This window comes from Rhodoferax sp. (genome assembly GCF_028688795.1).
Lineage (GTDB): Bacteria > Pseudomonadota > Gammaproteobacteria > Burkholderiales > Burkholderiaceae_C > Rhodoferax.
Map to the genome: position 1 here is coordinate 19,839 of NZ_JAQTXM010000003.1, position 20,832 is coordinate 40,670.

Below are 20,832 nucleotides of genomic sequence, written 5' to 3' on the forward strand. Positions count from 1 at the left end.
GCGAAAGGTTTTGGTGTCAATCGCATCGACAGTGTGAGAATTTTGAATTTGGTCGCGTGCGGAAAAACCGGGCATGCACTGCAGGACCGGTTTTGATCACCAAGAAATCAAGGGTTTTGATGAACTGAGGCAAACTTTTGCCATCAGGATTTTGTGCTTGGTGCAGCAGCTGATGATCTGCCTTCTGTGCGACGCCACCGCGCGCATATCGGTTGTGATCGTGCGTCGGGTGATGTGATTTTGCTGTGGGCGATTGCCTTGGGCCTTTTGTAACCCGGGGCGTTTGTATGGCTAATCCAGTGCCGCAGCCTGAATCGCCGTCAGCGCGATGGTGAACACAATGTCGTCCACCAGCGCCCCGCGCGACAAGTCATTCACGGGCTTGCGCAAGCCCTGCAGCATTGGCCCCACAGACACCACGTTGGCCGAGCGCTGCACCGCCTTGTAGGTGGTGTTGCCGGTATTCAGGTCAGGGAAGATGAACACGGTGGCCTGGCCTGCCACCGCGCTGCCCGGTGCCTTTTGGGCCGCCACATCGCGCACCGTGGCTGCGTCGTATTGCATGGGGCCGTCAATCACCAACTCTGGCCACTGCGCGCGGGCCAGTTCGGTGGCGGCGCGCACCTTCTCAACGTCGTCACCCGAGCCGGAGGCTCCGGTGCTGTAACTGATCATCGCCACCTTGGGGTCGATGCCAAAGGCCAGGGCGCTGTCGGCGCTTTGCTTGGCAATTTCGGCCAGTTCTTTGGCGGTTGGGTCGGGGTTGACGGCGCAGTCTGCATACACCAGCACCTGTTCAGGCATGAGCATGAAGAAGCAAGACGACACGATGGACGAGCCTGGCGCCGTCTTGATGAGCTGCAACGCGGGGCGCACCGTGCTGGCCGTGGTGTGCACCGCGCCGCTGACCAGGCCGTCGACCTCGTCCACTGCCAGCATCATGGTGCCGAGCACCACGGTGTCTTCCAGCGCGGTCAGGGCTTGCCCGGGGGTCAAGCCTTTGCTTTTTCGAATCGCCACCATTGGCGCTACATACTGTTCAGCGATTTGCTGGGGGTCCAGAATCTCAAGGCCCGGCGGCAACTCCAGCCCCAGCGAGTCGGCAACGGATTCAATCACCTTGCGTTTGCCCAGCAACACGCAACGGGCGATGCCTTTTTCGGTGCAGATCACGGCGGCACGCAGGGTGCGCGGCTCGTCGCCTTCGGGCAGCACGATGCGCTTGTTGGCAGCACGGGCTTTTTGCATGAGCTGGTAGCGAAAGGCTGGGGGTGACATGCGGGTCGAGTTGACGCGGTCCAGTCCAACGCAGATCGCATCGCCGTCAATTTGCTCGGCCACGCTGTCGATCACGGTGTCCATGCGGCTCAAGTCGTCTTGCGGCACGGCAAGCTGCAAGCGGCTGATGCGTGCGGCGGTGCCAAAACTGTCACCATCGGTCCGCAAGACCGGCAGCCCACTGTGAAACGCACGCGAACAAAAGCGCTCGATGCCCGGGCTGATGAAGCTGTCATGGGTTAGCACCAGGCCGGCCAACTCAATGCCGTTGCTTGCCGCCAGCGCGGTGGCCAGAATCACGTCGTCGCGGTCGCCAGCGCTGACCACCAACGTGCCCGACTTGAGGCGCGGCACCACTTCGGTCACTGAGCGGGCGCACAGCACGGTGTCGAGCACGCGCCGGGTGGCGATGTCGCCTTCGATCATCACCTCGGCACCCAGGTGGCGCGCCACGTCCAGGGTGCGCGGCGCCGACAGCGCCGGGTTGTTTTGAACAACGCCCCAGATCGGCACGCCGTCGAGTTGGTTGTGTACGGCGGCCTCATCAAAGTCTGGTGTGGCGCGATTGAAGATGACGCCCACCACGCTGCGTCCGGCATTGCGCACCTGGGCAATCATGTAGCGGGCCTGGGCGATGTCCTCTGGGTTGGCGCCGCTGGCCACCAGCACCACATCGGCCTGTAGGCTTCGGGCGATGTCAGCCGACAGGCGCGGAATAAAGGCCCGGCTTGGGTCCGCATGGATGCCTTCAACCAGTAGCACGTCGGCGCCTTCGGTGCAGGACATGGCCATGCTGACAATGTTCTCAAGCAACTCGTCGGTCTTGCCATTGGTGACATATTGGGTGGCCTGGCTCATGGGCAAGGGATCAGGCGTGGTTTCAGTCTGGCAGATGCGGCGGGCAAACAGCACAGACGGTTCGGTGTCTGGCGTGCGTTTGGTGATGGGTTTGACAAATGCCACTTTCAGGCCACGCCGTTGCAGCGCCCGCAAAAGGCCCAGTGACACCGAGGTAAGGCCGACATTGGGTTGTGTTGCTGCAACGAAATACGAACGCATGAGAAAACTCCGCTGATGATTGCCAACCCGCCAGGTGGCTGGCGTAAAAATTGTGCAGTGCATCATAATGCAGCCAAGGGTTAACCCTAGGTGCAAGGCCTGCATGAAGCAACAAAAAACCCGCCATGTTAGATAACATGCGGGTTCTGAGGGGTTCTGATACTGTCTGAAGCGCTATTCTGGTGCCCGGGGCCGGAATCGAACCGGCACTCCTTTCGGAGGGGGATTTTGAGTCCCCTGCGTCTACCAATTTCACCACCCGGGCAACGCTTTGAGGCCCGAATTATGGCACAGTGCGGGGTATGAAATATTCCACCATTGAAGATTTGATCGGTAAAACCCCTTTGGTGCGTTTGCAGCGCATTGGAGCCGATCAAAATCAGACGCAAGGCAACGTGATTTTGGGCAAATTGGAGGGCAATAACCCCGCGGGTTCGGTCAAGGACCGGGCCGCCATGTCGATGATCAACCGCGCGCAAGAGCGCGGCGAGATCAAGCCCGGCGACACCTTGATTGAGGCCACTTCGGGTAACACCGGCATTGCGCTGGCCATGGCGGCAGCCATCAAGGGTTACCGCATGATTTTGATCATGCCCGAAGACTTGTCGATTGAGCGCGCACAAACCATGAAGGCGTTTGGCGCTGAACTGATTTTGACGCCCAAGAGCGGCGGCATGGAATACTCGCGCGACCTGGCCGACCAGATGGCGCGTGAGGGGAAAGGTCATGTGCTCGACCAGTTCTCCAACGCTGACAACCCGCGCATTCACGTGGAAACCACCGGGCCCGAGATCTGGGCTGACACCAAGGGCAAGATCACCCACTTTGTCAGCGCCATGGGCACCACTGGCACCATTACCGGTGTGTCACAGTACCTCAAGAAGAAAAACCCGGCGATCAAAATTATTGGTGTGCAGCCCACCGATGGGTCGCGTATTCCGGGCATTCGCAAGTGGCCGCAGGCCTATCTGCCCAAGATTTATGACCCGACCCATGTGGACGACTTGATGTATGTGAGTCAGGAGGACGCTGAGGACATGTGCCGCAGGCTGGCCCGGGAAGAAGGTATTTTTGCCGGCATTTCAGCGGCGGGTGCTTGCTGGGTGGCTGAAGAAATTGCCAAGCGCGAAAGGCACGCCACAATTGTCTTCATCGTTTGCGACCGGGGTGACCGCTATTTGTCGACCGGTGTTTTTCCGGCCTGACGCGCGGGCATTCTTCAAAAAATTCCAGGATCAAGCCATCATGCACATTAGCAAAGAAATCGACACCCGTGGGCTGAATTGCCCACTGCCCATTCTGAAAGCCAAAAAAGCCCTGGCTGAACTCAGCAGTGGCCAGACCGTGAAGGTGGTGTCAACCGACCCAGGCTCGTTGCGAGATTTTCAGGCCTTTGCCAAGCAGACCGGCAATGAGCTCGTGGACCAGCAGACGGTGGGCACAGACTTCATTCACGTGCTTCGCCGCCGCTAAGGCTGCGTTGGCTGGCTCCAGCCAGCTTTTGAAAACGCCATCGCAAGGATGGCGTTTTGCGTTTAGCCCAGCCGAGCCAACTGGTCTTGGATCTTGGCCACGGTGGCTTCAAAGTCGGTCAGGCGCTTGCGTTCCTGATCAATCACGGCGGCGGGTGCACGTGCTACAAATGATTCGTTGCCCAGCTTGCCGTGCGCCTTGACGATTTCACCTTCCAGGCGCGTCAGCTCTTTGCCCAGGCGCAGCTTTTCGGCGGCCACGTCAATTTCCATAAACAGGCAAATGCGCGCCTCGCCCACCACGGCGACTGGCGCTGCTTGGGCCGCTGCGGCCCAGGCTGCTTCGTCTTCAAACACCCGCACTTCGCTCAGTTTGGCCAGGGACTGCAAGACTGGCGCAGCTTGGGTCATGAAGGCCGCTTCTGCGGTTGAGCTGGCCATGACAAACAGCGGCAGGCGCGTGGCGGGTGACACGCTCATCTCGCCGCGCAGGTTGCGGCAGGCATCCACCAGCGTTTTGAGCTTGGCGACATGGGCTATTGAGCCTTCGTCAATGCGCTCGGGTTGGGCCTTGGGGAAGGCCGCAATCGCCACCGATTCGCCCGCACGCCCGGCAACAGGCGCCACCTTTTGCCACAGTTCTTCCGTGACAAATGGAATGATGGGGTGGGCCAGCCGCAAAATGGTTTCCAGCGTGCGGATCAGGGTGCGGCGCGTGGCACGTTTCTGTGCGTCGTTGCCGGTTTGAATTTGCACCTTGGCAATTTCAAGGTACCAGTCGCAGAACTCGTTCCAGACAAAGTCGTAAATAGTGCTGGCGACGTTGTCCAGGCGGTAGTCGGCAAAACCCTGTGCGACATTTGCTTCGGTTTTTTGCAGCAGCGACACGATCCAGCGGTCAGCGGCGCTAAAACTCAGGTAGCTGGCGCCAACTTCGCATTCCGCCGCCGTGTGGTCTTTCAAGCCGCAGTCTTGCCCCTCGCAGTTCATCAGCACGAAGCGGCTGGCATTCCAGAGTTTGTTGCAGAAGTTGCGGTAGCCTTCGCAGCGTTTAGCATCGAAGTTGATGCTGCGGCCCAAGGATGCGAGTGACGCAAAGGTGAAGCGAAGGGCATCGGCGCCAAAGGCGGGGATGCCGGTGGGGAATTCTTTCTCGGTGTTTTTACGCACTTGGGGTGCGGTTTCTGGTTTGCGCAGGCCCTCGGCGCGTTTCACCAGCAGTTCGGGCAGGGCAATGCCGTCGATCAAGTCCACCGGGTCAAGCACGTTGCCCTCGCTCTTGCTCATTTTGTGGCCTTGCGCGTCACGCACCAGGCCGTGGATGTAGACGTGTTTGAAGGGCACTTTGCCAGTGAAGTGGGTGGTCATCATGATCATCCGGGCGACCCAGAAGAAGATGATGTCGTAGCCTGTGACCAACACGCTGCTGGGCAGGTAGAGGTCGATATCCTTGAGCTTGCCTTCTGCATCGCCAGCTTCTGGCCAGCCCATGGTGCTGAAGGGGACGAGGGCGCTGGAGTACCAGGTGTCAAGCACGTCTTCATCGCGCGTCAATGTGCCGGTGTAGCCAGCCTTTTCAGCCTTGACCCTTGCATCTTCTTCATTTCTTGCTACAAAAACAGTACCGTCTTCGCCATACCAGGCCGGAATCTGGTGGCCCCACCAGAGTTGGCGGCTGATGCACCAATCTTGAATGTTGTTCATCCACTGGTTGTAGGTGTTGACCCAGTTTTCGGGCACAAATTTCACCTCGCCAGACTGCACTGCGTCGATGGCTTTTTGCGTGATGCTCTTGCCCGTGGGGTCTTGTTCGCTGACTTTGGTCATGGCCACAAACCACTGGTCGGTGAGCATGGGCTCGATGACCTGGCCGGTGCGGGCGCAACGCGGCACCATGAGTTTGTGTTTTTTGATCTCGACCATCAACTCCAAGGCTTGCAGGTCTTTGACAATTTGTTTGCGTGCTGCAAAGCGGTCCAGGCCTTGGTACACAGTGGGTGCCTGGTCATTGATTTTTGCATCCAGCGTGAGCACGCAGATCATTGGCAGTTTGTGGCGTTGCCCGACTTGGTAGTCGTTCTGGTCATGTGCCGGGGTAACTTTGACCACGCCGGTGCCAAAGGCCTTGTCGACATAGTCGTCGGCAATGATCGGGATCGTTCTGTTGCACAAGGGCAGGGTAACGTCTTTGCCGATCAGGTGCGCGTAGCGCTCGTCCTCGGGGTGCACCATGGCGGCCACGTCGCCCAGCAAGGTCTCGGGGCGTGTCGTGGCCACGACCAGGCCGGGCGCCAGTTCGCCGTTCACCAGCTGCGGGCCGTCGGCAAACGGGTACAGGATGTGCCACAGGCTACCGTCTTCTTCTTCGCTTTCCACTTCCAGGTCACTGACGGCGCTCATCAGCACCGGGTCCCAGTTGACCAGGCGTTTGCCACGGTAGATCAGGCCTTGCTCGTACAGGCGCACAAAGGTCTCAGTCACGGTTTTGGACAGCTTGGGGTCCATGGTGAAGTACTCGCGGCTCCAGTCCACCGTGTCGCCCATGCGGCGCATCTGGGTGGTGATGGTGTTGCCGGACTTTTCTTTCCATTCCCAGACCTTGCTCACAAAGTTTTTGCGGGCTTCAGCGGGTGTTGGGCCCATGTCATGGCGACTGATGCCTTGGGCTTGCAGCTGGCGCTCCACCACGATCTGGGTGGCAATGCCTGCGTGGTCGGTACCGGGAATCCAGGCGGTGTTGAAGCCGGCCATGCGGTGGTAACGCGTGAGCGAGTCCATGATGGTCTGGTTGAACGCATGCCCCATGTGCAGCGTGCCGGTCACGTTGGGTGGTGGCAGCTGAATGCAGAAGTTGTCGCCGCGCGCTGCGGCCTCCGCGCTGGGCTGGCCTGTGCCGTGTGCCCCTGCCACGCCGTAGCCACGTTGCTCCCATTCGGGGCCCCAATGGGCTTCCAGGGCGGCGGGCTCGAAGGATTTGGACAGGCTGTCAAGGCCGGGTTGTTGCAGGGTGTCGGTCATGGGAGTGGGCAATCAATGACGAACGGCGCCCAACAGGCGCCGCTCGATGTAAAAAAGAGGGAACTGGCCCGATTTTACCGAGCCAACCTCAGGCCGCCAGGGTTTAGGCCATGGCCGCTTCTGCTGGTGCGGCTGCCACCTGGGGTGCCGCAGCCGGCAAGCGCATCAAATAGTCAAACGCGCTCAACGCCGCCTTGGCGCCGTCGCCGGTGGCGATGATGATTTGTTTGAAGGGCACTGTGGTGGCATCACCTGCAGCATACACACCGGGTAGTGATGTGGCACCTTTGGCATCGATCACGATTTCGCCATGTTTGGACAGCTCCAGCGTGCCCTTGAGCCATTCGGTATTGGGCACCAGGCCAATTTGCACAAACACGCCTTCCAGTTCAACATGGTGCACGGCCTCGGTGGCGCGGTCCTTGTAGCTCAGGCCATTCACTCTTTGGCCGTCGCCGGTGATCTCTTTGGTTTGCGCGTTCACGTGAATGGTCACGTTAGGCAGGCTTTGCAGCTTGTTGACCAGCACTGCGTCCGCGCGCAGCTTGGTGTCGAACTCGATCAGCGTGACATGGGCCACGATGCCAGCCAGGTCAATGGCCGCTTCCACGCCTGAGTTGCCGCCACCAATCACCGCCACACGTTTGCCCTTGAACAGCGGGCCGTCGCAATGCGGGCAGTAGGCCACGCCCTTGTTTTTGTACTGCGCTTCGCCCGGCACGTTGACATTGCGCCAGCGCGCGCCGGTGCTCAGAATGACGGTTTTACTCTTGAGTGAGCCGCCGTTGGCCAACTGAATTTCGATCAGGCCACCGGCTTGTGCCGCTGGGATGAGCTTGTCGGCGCGTTGCAAATTCATGATGTTGACGTTGTAAGCCTTCACATGGGCTTCCAGCGCGGCGGCAAATTTGGGGCCGTCGGTTTCCAGCACGGACACAAAATTTTCAATCGCCATGGTGTCATTCACCTGGCCGCCAAAGCGTTCGGCAGCAATGCCGGTGCGGATGCCTTTGCGGGCCGCATACACGGCAGCTGCAGCGCCGGCCGGGCCTCCGCCGACGATCAACACGTCATAGGGGGCTTGGTCCGACAGCTTGGCGGCTTCTCGGGCGGACACGCCGGTGTCGAGCTTGGCGATGATCTCTTCCAGCAGCATGCGGCCCGAGCCAAACATCTGGCCATTGAGGAATACCATGGGCACGGCCATGATGTCGCGCCGGGTCACTTCTTCCTGGAATGCGCCGCCCTCGATCACCACGGTCTTGACCTTGGGGTTGAAGATGGCCATCAAGCTCAGGGCCTGCACCACGTCCGGGCAGTTGTGACAGCTCAGGGACATGTAGACCTCAAAGTTGAAGTCGCCGTCCAGGGCCCGGATGCTGTCCAGCACATCGGCCTCGACCTTGGGTGGGTGGCCGCCGGTCCACAGCAGCGCCAGCACCAGCGAGGTGAACTCGTGGCCCAGCGGCAGACCGGCAAAGCGCAGGCTGTTGTGGCTACCGGTGCGCTGTACGGTGAAGGATGGTTTGCGGGCGTCCGTGCCATCGGTCTTCAGGGTGATCATGTCGCTTCGCAAGCCCTGGATGGTTTGCAGCAGATCAAGCATTTCGCGGGCGGTGTCGGAGTCATCCAGGCTGGCCACCATCTCGAACGGTTGTATGACGCGCTGCAGGTAGGCGGCCAGTTGGGTTTTCAGGTCTTGGTCGAGCATGGTGGAATCCTTTTTTACTTTGAAAATGACAACGCAAAGTTTTACCCGCAGGTCGCAGTCAAGCAGCGTGCGTTGGGTATCTGACGTAGCGAAATTAAGGAGGAGGTTTGGGCTCTGCCCAAACCGGGGGACATTCGCGTAGTTGGATACCCAACGCGCGCTGCGGGTTCAAGCGAGAAGCTTGACCGCTTTGACCGTTTGCGGGACAGCGCTGATGCCCTGTCCCGCAACGGTCAGGATGCTTAGATCTTGCCAACCAGATCCAGCGATGGTGCGATGGTCTTGGCGCCTTCTTTCCACTTGGCGGGGCAGACTTCACCTGGGTGGCTGGCGGTGTACTGGGCTGCCTTGAGCTTGCGCAAGGTCTCAGACACATCACGGGCGATTTCGTTGGAATGCACTTCCATGGTCTTGATCATGCCGTCCGGATTGATGATGAAGGTGCCGCGCAGTGCCAGGCCTTCTTCTTCAATATGCACGTCAAAGGCATGGGTCAGCGCGTGGGTGGGGTCGCCCACCAGAGGGAACTTGGCCTTGCCGACAGCGGGAGAGGTTTCGTGCCACACCTTGTGCGAGAAATGCGTGTCGGTGGTGACGATGTAGACCTCTGCGCCCATCTTCTGGAATTCTGGGTAGTTGTCAGCAGCGTCTTCGACTTCAGTGGGGCAATTGAAGGTAAAGGCGGCGGGCATGAAAATCACGACCGACCATTTGCCCTTGAGGCTGGCCTCGGTAACTTCAATGAACTTGCCATTGTGAAAAGCTTGGGCTTTGAACGGCTGGACTTGGGTGTTGATCAATGACATAGATAGCTCCTGTGGGTTGATGAGAAAACACGGCAACTCGCCGATAGGGTGAATCATAGGACTGATCTATCGTGTTCATGATGCATTGTTCTTAAGCTATTGATAGTCAATTTATATGACCCCCTGTTGCGATAATCGCAACGCAGCCGGTTTTGCTGTGCCATCACCCGGATCGTTATGCTGTTTCTACTCTCCCCCGCCAAATCGCTCGACTACGACGCCCCCGCTGCCGATGTGCCCCACACCCAGCCACTGTTTGTGCCGCAAGCTGCTGAGTTGATCGCCATCCTGAAAGAAAAATCACCGCAGGACATTGCCAGCCTGATGAGCCTGAGCGACACCTTGAGTGGCTTGAATGTGGCCCGATACCAAAGCTGGCACCCTAAATTCACCGCCAAAAACGCCAAGCAGGCGGTGTTGGCGTTCAACGGCGATGTCTATGACGGGCTGGACGCCAAAACCCTCAGCGCCAACGAGCTGGCCTGGGCGCAAGACCACTTGTGCATCTTGAGCGGGCTGTACGGCGTGCTGCGTCCGTTGGACTACCTGCAACCCTACCGGCTGGAAATGGGCACGGCGCTGGCCAATACCCGCGGCAAAAACCTGTACGAGTTCTGGGGCACGCAGATTGCTGACTACCTCAACAGCCGGCTGCAGCGCGACACCACCCCGGTGATCATCAACCTGGCCAGTCAGGAGTACTTCAAGGCGGTGGACAAAAAAGCGCTCAAGGCCCGCGTGGTGGACTGTGTGTTTGAAGACTTCAAGGGAGGCAAATACAAGATCATCAGCTTTTACGCCAAACGCGCGCGCGGGCTGATGGCGCGTTTTGCCGCCACGCACGCCTTGAGCCTGCCCGAGCAACTCAAAGGCTTTGACCTGGATGCTTATGCGTTTGAGCCAGCGGCTTCCAGCCTGGACAAGTTGGTGTTTCGCCGGCGGCTGGCCGACTGAAGTCGGCAGAATGCCCCATCAACATCATTGCGGCAATGCTTGAATAGATAACCTCCATATTTATATAAATAATCAGCCTCTAGCCCTTCAAATATATGCGCAAGCAGCTCTTGATTAAATAGCATTCATGACCACGCCAAACCACTCCCAACTGGGCCAGCCCACCACCTATGCCGACCAGTACGACGCTGCGCTGCTGTTCCCGATACCGCGTGCCGCACAACGCGCGGCACTCGGCCTGTCGCAGCATTTGCCCTTTTTGGGCGCCGACCTGTGGACGGCGTTTGAGCTGAGTTGGCTCAGCCCGCGCGGCAAGCCGCAGGTGGCGCTGGCGCACGTCACGGTGCCGTGCGAGTCGACCAACATCATCGAGAGCAAGTCGTTCAAGCTCTATCTCAACAGCTTCAACAACACGCGGTTTGCCGACGCCACCGAGGTGCAGACACGCCTGCGTACTGATTTGACTGAAGCCGCCTGGCGCGGAGCTGTGGTGCAGAGCAGCGTGGGTGTCAAGCTGGTTGCGGCAGAGTTGTTCGACCGCGAACCGATTTATGAGCTGGATGGCCTGAGTCTGGACCGCATGGACCTGATTTGCGACCGCTACACCCCCGCGCCGGACCTGCTGCAGGCAGCCACAGCAGAGGCGCCGGTGTCAGAGGTGCTTACCAGCAACCTGCTGCGCAGCAATTGCCCGGTGACCGGACAGCCCGACTGGGGCAGTGTGCAGATCAGCTACTTTGGCCCGCAGATTGAGCAGGCTGGGCTGTTGCGCTACATCGTCAGTTTTCGTCAGCACAACGGGTTTCATGAAGATTGTGTCGAGCGCATGTTCATGGACATCCAGGCGCGCTGCCAGCCGCACAAGCTCAGCGTGTATGCCCGTTACACGCGCCGCGGTGGGCTTGACATCAACCCGTTTCGCAGCAGTTTCCCGCAGGCGCTGCCAGCGAACCACCGCAACGCGCGGCAGTAAACAATTCTTCAGGTGGCACCGGGCGACCAAAGTAGTAGCCCTGGAAGGCATCGCAGTCCATGCTGGCCAGCAGGTCGCGTTGGGCGGCGGTTTCCACGCCTTCGGCAATCACGCGCATGCCAAGGCTGTGGCCCAGCGCCACCACGGTGCGGGCTATCACGGCATCGTTGGGGTCGGTCAGCAGGTCGCGCACAAACGACTGATCAATTTTCAGCTGGGCCAGCGGCAGCAGCTTCAGGTAAGACAGCGAGGAGTAGCCGGTGCCAAAGTCGTCCAGCGAAAAACTCACGCCCAGCGCTTTGATGGCGTTCATCTTGGCGATCACCGCCTCCACGTTTTTCACCAGCATGCTCTCCGTTAACTCAAGCTTGAGCAGCAGCGGGTTGGCACTGGTTTTTTTCAGCGCCTGGGTCACGTCGTCAACAAAACCTGCCTGCGCAAACTGCCGTGCGCTCACATTCACCGCCACCGTCCAGGCCGCTGTGGCCGGTTGTTGCGCCCAAGCCACCAACTGAGTGCAAGCGGTTTCCAGCACGTATTGGCCCAGCGGCAAAATCATGCCGTTTTCTTCGGCCAGCGGGATGAATTCCAGCGGTGAGACCATGCCGCGCTTGGCACTGCGCCAGCGCACCAGGGCTTCTGCGCCCGTGGGGCAGCCCTGCACATCGACCTGAATTTGGTAGAACAGCGTGAATTCGTGGCGTTCAAAACCTTCACGCATGTCGTCTTCAAACTCGGCGCGGGCCACCGCCTGGGCTTGCATGGCGGGGTCATAAAAGCACGCCATGTTGCGTCCGGCCGCTTTGGCCTGGTACATGGCGGCGTCGGCCATTTTGACGACGCTGTCGCGGCCGTCACCGCCTTGCATGAACACCATGGCGCCAATGCTGCAGGTGCTGGCATAGGGTTTGCCCAGCAAGGTGTAAGGCTCAGCCAGTTGTTTGAGGATTTTTTGCGCCACGGTCTCGGCGTATTGGGCCGCGTGCGACGCGCTGTCGGCACCAATGTCGAGCAGCACCATGAACTCGTCACCACCGACCCGACCCACGCTGTCGCTCTTGCGCACACAGGCCTGCAGGCGCCGCGCCGCTTGCAGCAGCAGGGCATCACCCACATTGTGGCCCTGCAGGTCGTTGAGCTGTTTGAAGTTGTCCAGATCCAGTAGCAGCAGCGCGCCATGGAGCTGTTTGCGTTGCGAGGACGCCAGCGCTTGTTGCAGGCGGTCCAGCATCAGGCGGCGGTTGGGCAGGCCGGTCAGGGCGTCAAAAAACGCCAGGTGGTGGATGGTTTCCTCGTCCTCTCGGCGTTTTGAGAGGTCATGTGCCACCACGTACACCGCAGGTGCGCCGTCGTAGACGATGGCGGTGCTCTGGATTTCGACAGAAACCGTGCTGCCGTCCAGGCGCAACAGTCGTTCTTCGGTCATGGGGATGCTGTCGCCGGTTTCCAGGGCCTGTCTGGCGCGGGCCAGGCCCCGTTCGCGGTCATCGGGGTGCAGCAATTCGCCAATGTGTTTGCCCAGCAGGTCAGCCGCCGTGTCGGCACGCAGCAGCTTGATGCAGGCGGTGTTGACATAAGTAATCATGCCCAAGCTGTGCACGGCCACGGCTTCGGGGGACCATTCCACCAGGGTGCGGTAGCGCGCCTCGCTTTCGCGCAGGGCGGTTTCCTGTTGCGCCAGGTTTTGCCCGATCTGGTGGTGTTCGATGGACAGGCCGAGCAAGTAGGCGCTGCGTTTGAGGGCCAGCAGTTCATGCGCCTGCGGGCTGCGCGGCTCTCGGTGGTAATTGGCAAAGGAGCCTAGCACCCGGCCTTTGGTTGACAAAATGGGCACCGACCAGCAGGCTTGCAGGCCGTGCGCCAACGCGAGGTGGCGGTAGTCTTGCCAGAGTGGGTCGGTGGCAATGTCACTGACCACCACGGTTTCGCGCGTGAAGGCCGCCGTGCCACAGGAGCCCACCATCGGGCCAATGACGACGCCGTCAATGGCCTGGCAAAACGCCACTGGTAGTTTGGGCGCAGCCCCGTGGCGCAGGTGGATGCCGTCGGGGTCCATCAGCAACACCGAGCAGATCACCCCGGAAAAATTGGCCTCGAAGCTTTGGGTGTAGGCTGCCAGCAACTCGGGCAGCGGGGCGTTGGTGGCCAGCAACTCCAACAGTTGGAGCTCGCTGGCGGTTTGGTTTTCCAGGGTTTTTTGTTCGGTGACATCAAGCACCAGGCCAATCAAAAAACGCGCTTGCCCCTGGGCATCAAACACCGGGGTTTTGAAGGTCAGGTTGTGGCGGTATTGCGCGCTCTGGGCGTCCCACAGGGTTTCGTCAAAACGCACGGTGTGGTGCTGGGTGAGCACTTGCTGGTCTTGCTGGCTGACGTGCGCCAACTGGCCTGCGTCAAGCCAGGTGGCCAGCGGTTTGCCGCGAACGCCTTGCACCGTGCTGCCCAAGGCCTGCGCGCCGGTCTGGTTGATCAGCACCATGTCGTTGCCCGGCGTCTTGACAAAACAATGCACCGGTAACGCGTCAATGAAGCGCTGCAGCAAGCTCAGGTCGCCAGTGAACAACTGGTGCAATGAAGCGGAGGGGTCAAGGGCCGGGGTCATGACATGAAAAACGGGGTCTGGTCAAAGGGAAAGGCTGCGCAATGGCAAGACAAGTGGCGATGGTAGTCCTGTTTGTCAGGCGTTATGACCTGTGCCTGCCAGCGCTCTGCGGGGCAGGTCGCGGCGCCGAGGGCTGGGGGATGGCATTGGCCCGGTTTGCGCGCGATGCTTCAAAAAAGCTGCCACTCAAGTGCTATTGAATCAGTAGCTTCTTGCGCTTTATTAATAAGGGCTACAGGCTCATTTTTCATAAATTCTGCATGTTCTTCGGCTTTCATCAGCGAGCCCACACGCACACCCAGCAGGCGCAGGCGCTGGCTCAGCGGCACACGTTTGAGGCATAACCCGGCAATTTTTCGGATGGTTTGGGCATCACCGGTGTGGTTGGGCAGGGTATGGTCGCGGGTGACGCTTTTGAAGTCGTCATAACGCAGCTTGATGCCCACGGTTTTACCCACGTAGCCTTTGCGGGCCAAGTCGTCCGCCACCTGCTCGCACAGCTGGGTGAAGATGGCGCCCAATTCGGCTTTGTCGCGCACGGCGTGCAGATCGCGCTCAAAGGTGGTTTCACGGCTGATGGACACCGGTTCGCTGCTCAGCACCACCGGGCGTTCGTCTTGGCCGTGGGCCGCCTCAAACAGCCAGGCACCGGTTTTTTGGCCAAAGTGGTCAATCAGCCAGTCAATGTCTTTTTGCGCCAGCTCGCCAATGGTGTGGATGCCGAAGCTTTGCAGCTTTTCATCGGCTTTGGGGCCGATGCCGTTGATTTTTCGGCACGCCAGTGGCCATATCTTGCTGTGCAGGTCTTCTTCAAACACGATGGCAATGCCGTTGGGTTTGTTGAACTCGCTGGCCATTTTGGCCAGCAGCTTGTTGGGCGCCACGCCCACCGAGCAGGTCAGGCCGGTGGCATCGAAAATGCTTTTTTGGATGAGTCGCGCCAGCACCCGGCCGCCTTCGCGCTGGCCACCGGGCACTGCGGTGAAGTCGATGAACACCTCGTCAATGCCACGGTTTTCCATCAGCGGTGCAATGTCCCCGATGATGGCCTTGAAGGCGTTTGAGTAGCGCCTGATCTCAGTAAAGTCCACCGGTAGCAGAATGGCTTGCGGACAGAGCTTGGCGGCCTTCATCAGCCCCATGGCTGAGCCCACGCCAAACTGCCGTGCTGCGTAAGTGGCGGTGGTGATGACACCGCGCCCGGTGTAGCCCTGAAGCAGGGGAAAAGCCGCAACCGGAATCTTGTTCAGCGGCCGGTCAGCTTGCGCGCCCTTGAAGGCTTCGTCCTCAGACCTGCGCCCGCCGCCAATCACCACCGGCAAACCCTTGAGTTGCGGGTAACGCAGCAACTCCACCGACGCATAAAACGCGTCCATGTCGAGGTGCGCAATGCGCCGGCGCATCGTTGCGGCTGGCATCGGGCCCTGGGGTGTGGCGTGAAGTGGCATAAAGTCGCGGTCTGGGGGTGTGGTATTTACACCAAGTCAATAAAGTGCCTGTTTTTTTTGAGTTAAGCGGCACAATACTGCAAATTAGTCAATAGGTGGTTCCATGGATAAGCATTTTTTAAGCGCTCTTTTTTCACCAGCCTCTATTGTGGTGTTTGCCGGCAAGCCCGACGAGCCTGAGTCCCAGACGCCGCAGGCCAAGGTGTTGCACCAGGCCATCACCGCGCAGCGCTTCACTGGCACGCTCACCTTTCTGGACATTCATTCAACCGGCACCTTGGCTGATTTGGCCACCGTGCATGCGGACCTGGCCATCATTGCCTTGCCTGCGGCTGAGGTGTCTGCCGCGCTTGAAATCGCCGGGCGCATCAAGTGCCGCGCCGCCTTGGTGATTTCCAGCGGCATTGATGCCGCCCATGCAGCCGAGTTGCACAAGATTGCCACGCGCGATGGTATTTACCTGCTGGGGCCAAATTGCCTGGGCTTTCAGCGCCCGCAGTTGCAGCTCAACGCCAGTGTGGCGGGCGATTTGGCGTCGCATGGGCCGCTGGCGCTGGTGTCGCAATCTGGCGCGCTCACCGCATCCATTCTGGACTGGGCCAAGAAGAACGCAGTGGGGTTTTCTACAGTGGTGTCACTTGGGCCAAACACTGCCGTGGACATGGCACAAGTGCTTGATTTTTTGGCCTCGGACGCCCAGACGCACAGCATTGTGGTGTACCTGGAAGGCATCACCAACGCCCGGCGCTTCATGAGCGCCCTGCGCGCAGCGGCCAACGCCAAGCCGGTGGTGGTGCTCAAGGCCGGCCGCAAGGCGCCTGGTAACCGCGCTGCGCTGACACATTCGGGCACCATTGTGGGCAGCGACGATGTGTTTGATGCCGCCTTGCGCCGTGCCGGTGCTGTGCGGGTGCGCTCTTTTGTGGCGCTGTTCTCGGCCGCCAAGTGCCTGGCCTCGCGCTACAAACCGGTGGGCAAACGCCTGGCTGTGGTCACGAATGGCGGTGGCCCAGGGGTGTTGGCCGCTGACTGGATCAGTGAAATCAACCTTGAGATGGGTCGCCTGACCCCTGAGCAGGCCTTGGTGCTCAAGCCCTTGATGCCACCGCTTGCCACCTTGACGGATTTGATTGATGTGTCGGAAGACGCGGGCCCGGAGCAGTACCGTGCCGCCATTGAAGCCCTGAGCAAGGCGCCGCAGGTGGATGGTATTTTGGTGATCTATTCGCCCAAGATGGGTGCTGACGGCGACGCCGTGGCCAGTGCCATTGCCGGTTTTAACCGCCATGTGAGCAAGCCACTGCTGACCTGCTGGATGGGTGATGCGACAGTTGGCGATGCACGCAAAATTCTCAACGATGCCGCTATTCCCACCTTCCGCACGCCAGAGGCAGCGGTGGGTGCGTTTGGCAACATTGCCTCGTTTTATCAAAACCAGCAGTTGCTGCAGCAAACGCCGCCGCCCTTGTCGGATCTGAAGCAGCCCGACATTGAAGGCGCGCGCCTGTTGATTGACAGCGTGCTGGCCGAGCGACGCAAGGTGCTGACCGAGATGGAGTCCAAGGCGCTGTTGGCGGCCTTTCACATTCCCGTGACCAAAACCATTTTGGCGCGCAGTGCCAATGAAGCCATCATGATCGCCACGCAGCTGGGCTTTCCGGTGGCGCTGAAAATTGACTCGCCCGACATCAGCCACAAGTCAGATGTGCAGGGCGTGGCCTTGAACATCCTGAACGCCACCAGCGTGCGTGACACCTATCTGGACATGATCCAGGCAGTGTCCAAGCTGCAGCCCGGCGCCCGAATCAATGGCGTGACGATTCAGAACATGTCCAACCAGCGGCGTGGCCGTGAGGTGTGTGTGGGTTTGGTGACCGACGCACCGTTTGGCCCGGCCATTGCTTTTGGCGCGGGCGGCACCATGATCGAGCTCATCAACGACCGCACCATGGAGTTGCCGCCCCTGAACCAGTTTCTGGCACGCCGCCTGATTGAGCGCTCACGCGTGGCAGAAACACTTGGCGTGTGGCGCGGCGCCCCGGCGGTGAACATGGTGGCACTGGAGCAAATTTTGCTGCGTGTGTCTGAAATGGTGTGCGAGCTGCCGCAACTGCGCGAGATGGACATCAACCCCATCATCGTGGACGAGTCTGGTGCGCTGGCGGTGGATGCGCGCATTGTGGTGGACAACGCGGCGCCATCGGTGCGCCATTACAACCATCTGGCGATATTGCCCTACCCGTCACAACACGAGCAGCTGTGCATGCTGGCCGGTGGTGGCGAATACATCGTGCGCCCGGTGCATCCGGACGATGCCACCATGCTGCAGGCCTTTGTGCGTGGCTTGTCGCCCGAGAGCCGTTATTTCCGGTTTGTCTCAAGCATGCAGGAGCTGCCCGCCACCATGCTGTCGCGCTTCACGCTGATTGACTACGACCGTGAAATGGCGCTGGTGGCCCTGGTCACCGAAGAATCCAAAGATGACAAGGGCAACACCGTTGAGACCACGCGCATTGTGGGTGTGTCGCGCTACATCACCAACCCGGACCGCGCCAGTTGCGAATTTTCGCTGGTGGTGGCTGATGAGTTCAAGGGGCGTGGCCTGGGCTCACGGTTGATGTTGTCCATCATGGACTTTGCGCGTGAAAAAGGCCTGACCGAAATTGAAGGCTTGGTGCTGGCCAACAACCCCAACATGCTCAAGCTCATGAAGGGGCTGGGCTTTGTCGTGAAGTCGTTCCCTGAAGACCCGGACTTCAAACTGGTGACACATCACTTGCAGGTGGTTTGAGTTGCACTGCTTCGCCCCGCCTTAGGCGGAGCGAAGACAGTCATTGGCTAATCGTCGGGTACGTTCCCTGCAACAAAATTCCCTTGTCTACGGCATCGATCTGCGTGCGCCCGCAAAAAGCCATCGTCAAGTCAAGCTCCTTGTGGATGATCTCAAGTGCTTTTGTCACGCCTTGCTCGCCCATGGCGCCTAAACCATAGAGGAAGGCGCGGCCAATGTAGGTGCCACGGGCACCCAGGGCACGGGCTTTCAGTACATCTTGGCCTGACCGAATGCCGCCGTCCATGTGCACCTCGATCTGGTTGCCGACCGCGTCAACGATGGCGGGCAGGGCCGAAATAGAGGAGGGCGCACCGTCCAACTGGCGCCCGCCGTGGTTGCTGACGATCAGCGCGTCGGCGCCTGAGTTGACGGCCAGGCGCGCGTCTTCCACGTCCTGAATGCCTTTCAGGATGAGCTTGCCACCCCAGCGTTTCTTGATCCACTCGACATCGTTCCAACTCAAGGCTGGGTCAAACTGTTTGGCAGTCCATTCGCTCAGCGTGCCCATGTTCTCAATGCCCTTGACGTGGCCCACAATGTTGCCAAAGCCACGGCGTTGCGTGCCCAACATGCCCAGTCCCCAACGCGGCTTCGTCATCATGTTGAGGATGTTGCGCGCGGTCAGTTTGGGCGGGGCTGACAGACCGTTGCGAATGTCGTTGTGGCGCTGGCCGATGATTTGAAGATCCAGCGTGAGCATCAGCGCTGAGCAGTTGGCGGCTTTGGCGCGGTCTATCAAGCGCTCGATGTAATCGCGGTCTTTCATCACATAAAGCTGAAACCAGAACGGGTGACCGCCGGTCTCTTTGGCCACGTCTTCTATCGAGCAAATGCTCATGGTCGACAGCGTGAACGGTATGCCGAATTTCTTGGCCGCATTGGCCGCCTTGATTTCACCGTCGGCACTCTGCATGCCGGTCAAGCCGGTGGGTGCAATGGCCACCGGCATGGCGACTTTTTGCCCGATCATGGTGCTGGCGGTGCTGCGGTTTTCCATGTTGATGGCAACACGCTGGCGCAGCTTGATCTTCTGAAAATCATCGCTGTTGGCGCGGTAGGTGGATTCGGTCCAGCTGCCGGAGTCGGCGTATTGGTAAAACATGCGTGGCACGCGTTTTTGCGCCAAAACGCGCAGGTCTTCAATGTTGGTGATGATGGGCATGGCTGAAATCCTTATGGCCTGATGGGGTGTGCTGCATGTTACGTGGCTCGCGTCATTGTGTGCGCACTGAAGAGCGGTGCATGGTTCTGTCGGTCTTTCCTTGGTAGACTTTGCTTGTTGCCCATTCACGAGCCTTTGCGCATGACCTCTATCGACCATGCGCTTAGCGCAGCCCTTGAAAACCGTCAGACCTTGCTGTCCAACTTGCATCAGCAAGGCACCGACTGTTATCGCCTGTTTCACGGCAGTCAGGAGGGCGCCGGCGGGCTGACCATTGACCGGTATGGGCCGCAGTTGTTGGTGCAGAGTTTTCACCAGAGCCTGCCGCCTGACCAGTTGCAGCGACTGGCTGACCAGTGCGGGCGCACCCTTAATGAGCCTCTGCTGCTGGTGTACAACGACCGCTCGCAGGGTAACTCCCGGATCGATCGGAACGATCCGGTCTACCAGGCCGAGGTAGCCGCACTGGCCGACCTGATTGGCCATGAATGGGGGCTTAACTACCGCATACGGGGCCGCCATGCCGGGCAGGACCCACTGCTTTTTCTAGATTTGCGCAACGCTCGCGGCTGGGTGAAGCAACACAGCGCCGGGAAGTCGGTACTCAACCTGTTTGCCTATACCTGTGGTGTCGGTTTATGTGCTGCAGCGGGTGGCGCACGCGAAGTCGTCAATCTGGATTTTGCCGATGGCAATCTGGCGGTCGGACGCGAGAACGGGGCGCTGAATCCTGCGTTGATCGGCATGCAGTTTGTTCAGTCCGATTACTTTCCGGCCATTCGCCAACTGGCTGGTCTGCCGGTGGGGGGCCGGCGCGGCCATCAACTCCCGAACTATCCGCGACTGCAGCAGCGCCAGTTTGACCTGGTGTTGCTTGACCCCCCAGCCTGGGCAAAAAGTGCGTTCGGCACGGTTGATTTGCTGCGTGACTACCAGAGTTTGCTCAAACCTGCGATTCTGGCCACGGCTGACGATGGCGTCTTAATTTGCTGCAACAACCTGGCCAAGGTGGCCATGGCCGACTGGCGCGAGCAGGTGCTGCGCTGCGCCGACAAGCTGGGGCGGCCAGTGCGCGACTGCCAGCTACTGGCGCCGGGTGCCGACTTTCCTTCGACCGACGGACAACCTCCATTGAAAACGCTGGTATTGCAGTTTTGATTTTCTACCATTCAGTAGAGGAAAAACGGCGATAAGTAGCCCAGTGGTGCTGCCGCGCATTTGCTTGCAGTGGTTGAACGCAGGGGTCTGGCAGCGGGTGAGCTGAGCGCTGGCCTGCGGTGCCAGGACATCGCGTAAACTTCTCCTCGCCCGGGGTGTGCTGCTTGCCAGCACTGAGATGGTTTTCCAAACCCGCGAACTTGATCCGGTTGATACCGGCGTAAGAAGTGCCAAGCGTTAGGTCATTGCCATTGCCGGGCATCGATGTGGGTCGATGCGTTGCGTTTGTGGTGGGCCGCGTTTGTTCTTGTCTCGTTTGCATGTTGGTTGGCTGTTTTCCCGAGTTGTTTTTTCAACA

The 20,832-nt window shown here is 59.6% G+C and carries 13 protein-coding genes, 1 tRNA gene and 1 riboswitch; of the genes, 6 read left to right on the forward strand and 8 right to left on the reverse strand.

Features of this window, described 5'->3' with window-relative positions; genetic code table 11:
• Positions 1 to 291 precede the first annotated feature (291 nt).
• Together pta and PHQ58_RS03140 are read right to left on the reverse strand one after the other, a co-directional pair.
• Positions 292 to 2,337, reverse strand: a complete 2,046-nt coding sequence (gene pta / locus PHQ58_RS03135; RefSeq protein WP_300106771.1) for a phosphate acetyltransferase — start codon at positions 2,335 to 2,337, stop codon at positions 292 to 294.
• A 180-nt stretch (positions 2,338 to 2,517) separates the two neighbouring features.
• Positions 2,518 to 2,602 (reverse strand) — tRNA-Leu (locus PHQ58_RS03140).
• A 37-nt stretch (positions 2,603 to 2,639) separates the two neighbouring features.
• Here PHQ58_RS03140 and cysM point away from each other — a divergent pair.
• Together cysM and PHQ58_RS03150 are read left to right on the forward strand one after the other, a co-directional pair.
• Complete coding sequence (gene cysM / locus PHQ58_RS03145; RefSeq protein ID WP_300106774.1) at positions 2,640 to 3,542, forward strand: cysteine synthase CysM; 903 nt, start codon at positions 2,640 to 2,642, stop codon at positions 3,540 to 3,542.
• Positions 3,543 to 3,582: 40 nt separating this feature from the next.
• Positions 3,583 to 3,810, forward strand: coding sequence for a sulfurtransferase TusA family protein (locus PHQ58_RS03150; protein ID WP_300106776.1), 228 nt, complete (start codon positions 3,583 to 3,585; stop codon positions 3,808 to 3,810).
• A gap of 62 nt (positions 3,811 to 3,872) precedes the next feature.
• Here PHQ58_RS03150 and PHQ58_RS03155 read toward each other — a convergent pair whose 3' ends face one another.
• From PHQ58_RS03155 to ahpC, 3 genes are all read right to left on the reverse strand, one after another.
• Positions 3,873 to 6,827: a valine--tRNA ligase gene (locus PHQ58_RS03155; RefSeq protein ID WP_300106779.1), complete on the reverse strand. Its 2,955-nt coding sequence runs from the start codon at positions 6,825 to 6,827 to the stop codon at positions 3,873 to 3,875.
• A 103-nt stretch (positions 6,828 to 6,930) separates the two neighbouring features.
• Entirely contained in the window at positions 6,931 to 8,538 is a 1,608-nt protein-coding gene (gene ahpF / locus PHQ58_RS03160) for an alkyl hydroperoxide reductase subunit F (RefSeq protein ID WP_300106782.1), read from the reverse strand.
• A 242-nt stretch (positions 8,539 to 8,780) separates the two neighbouring features.
• On the reverse strand, positions 8,781 to 9,344 hold the full coding sequence (gene ahpC, locus PHQ58_RS03165) for an alkyl hydroperoxide reductase subunit C (RefSeq protein ID WP_300106784.1): 564 nt from the start codon (positions 9,342 to 9,344) through the stop codon (positions 8,781 to 8,783).
• A gap of 177 nt (positions 9,345 to 9,521) precedes the next feature.
• On the opposite strand from ahpC, the gene yaaA reads away from it, so the two are divergent.
• Positions 9,522 to 10,298 (forward strand): peroxide stress protein YaaA, encoded by a 777-nt coding sequence (yaaA, locus tag PHQ58_RS03170; protein ID WP_300106786.1) that lies wholly within the window; start codon positions 9,522 to 9,524, stop codon positions 10,296 to 10,298.
• A gap of 127 nt (positions 10,299 to 10,425) precedes the next feature.
• Entirely contained in the window at positions 10,426 to 11,271 is an 846-nt protein-coding gene (queF, locus tag PHQ58_RS03175) for an NADPH-dependent 7-cyano-7-deazaguanine reductase QueF (RefSeq protein ID WP_300106789.1), read from the forward strand.
• Here queF and PHQ58_RS03180 read toward each other — a convergent pair.
• Together PHQ58_RS03180 and PHQ58_RS03185 are read right to left on the reverse strand one after the other, a co-directional pair.
• Entirely contained in the window at positions 11,207 to 13,873 is a 2,667-nt protein-coding gene (locus tag PHQ58_RS03180; RefSeq protein ID WP_300106792.1) for an EAL domain-containing protein, read from the reverse strand. The genes queF and PHQ58_RS03180 overlap by 65 nt on opposite strands.
• A gap of 170 nt (positions 13,874 to 14,043) precedes the next feature.
• Positions 14,044 to 15,291: a DNA polymerase IV gene (locus tag PHQ58_RS03185; RefSeq protein WP_300106794.1), complete on the reverse strand. Its 1,248-nt coding sequence runs from the start codon at positions 15,289 to 15,291 to the stop codon at positions 14,044 to 14,046.
• Between the two features lie 133 nt (positions 15,292 to 15,424).
• On the opposite strand from PHQ58_RS03185, the gene PHQ58_RS03190 reads away from it, so the two are divergent.
• Entirely contained in the window at positions 15,425 to 18,112 is a 2,688-nt protein-coding gene (locus tag PHQ58_RS03190) for a bifunctional acetate--CoA ligase family protein/GNAT family N-acetyltransferase (RefSeq protein WP_300106797.1), read from the forward strand.
• Between the two features lie 40 nt (positions 18,113 to 18,152).
• Here PHQ58_RS03190 and PHQ58_RS03195 read toward each other — a convergent pair whose 3' ends face one another.
• A complete protein-coding gene (locus PHQ58_RS03195; RefSeq protein WP_300106800.1) occupies positions 18,153 to 19,316 on the reverse strand; it encodes an alpha-hydroxy acid oxidase in 1,164 nt (387 codons plus the stop codon).
• A 141-nt stretch (positions 19,317 to 19,457) separates the two neighbouring features.
• Here PHQ58_RS03195 and PHQ58_RS03200 point away from each other — a divergent pair, with 141 nt between their 5' ends.
• Positions 19,458 to 20,474: a class I SAM-dependent methyltransferase gene (locus PHQ58_RS03200; protein ID WP_300106803.1), complete on the forward strand. Its 1,017-nt coding sequence runs from the start codon at positions 19,458 to 19,460 to the stop codon at positions 20,472 to 20,474.
• A 141-nt stretch (positions 20,475 to 20,615) separates the two neighbouring features.
• A riboswitch (TPP riboswitch) is annotated at positions 20,616 to 20,719 on the forward strand.
• The last annotated feature ends 113 nt before the right edge of the window (positions 20,720 to 20,832 follow it).

Bases quoted from the DNA above. Each gene is read 5' to 3' on its own strand.
- cysM (WP_300106774.1), top strand. From the start codon at position 2,640: ATGAAATATTCCACCATTGAAGATTTGATCGGTAAAACCCCTTTGGTG.
- PHQ58_RS03195 (WP_300106800.1), bottom strand. From the start codon at position 19,316: ATGCCCATCATCACCAACATTGAAGACCTGCGCGTTTTGGCGCAAAAA.
- PHQ58_RS03180 (WP_300106792.1), bottom strand. From the start codon at position 13,873: ATGACCCCGGCCCTTGACCCCTCCGCTTCATTGCACCAGTTGTTCACT.
- yaaA (WP_300106786.1), top strand. From the start codon at position 9,522: ATGCTGTTTCTACTCTCCCCCGCCAAATCGCTCGACTACGACGCCCCC.
- PHQ58_RS03155 (WP_300106779.1), bottom strand. From the start codon at position 6,827: ATGACCGACACCCTGCAACAACCCGGCCTTGACAGCCTGTCCAAATCC.
- ahpF (WP_300106782.1), bottom strand. From the start codon at position 8,538: ATGCTCGACCAAGACCTGAAAACCCAACTGGCCGCCTACCTGCAGCGC.
- pta (WP_300106771.1), bottom strand. From the start codon at position 2,337: ATGCGTTCGTATTTCGTTGCAGCAACACAACCCAATGTCGGCCTTACC.
- ahpC (WP_300106784.1), bottom strand. From the start codon at position 9,344: ATGTCATTGATCAACACCCAAGTCCAGCCGTTCAAAGCCCAAGCTTTT.
- PHQ58_RS03150 (WP_300106776.1), top strand. From the start codon at position 3,583: ATGCACATTAGCAAAGAAATCGACACCCGTGGGCTGAATTGCCCACTG.
- PHQ58_RS03200 (WP_300106803.1), top strand. From the start codon at position 19,458: ATGACCTCTATCGACCATGCGCTTAGCGCAGCCCTTGAAAACCGTCAG.
- queF (WP_300106789.1), top strand. From the start codon at position 10,426: ATGACCACGCCAAACCACTCCCAACTGGGCCAGCCCACCACCTATGCC.
- PHQ58_RS03185 (WP_300106794.1), bottom strand. From the start codon at position 15,291: ATGCCAGCCGCAACGATGCGCCGGCGCATTGCGCACCTCGACATGGAC.
- PHQ58_RS03190 (WP_300106797.1), top strand. From the start codon at position 15,425: ATGGATAAGCATTTTTTAAGCGCTCTTTTTTCACCAGCCTCTATTGTG.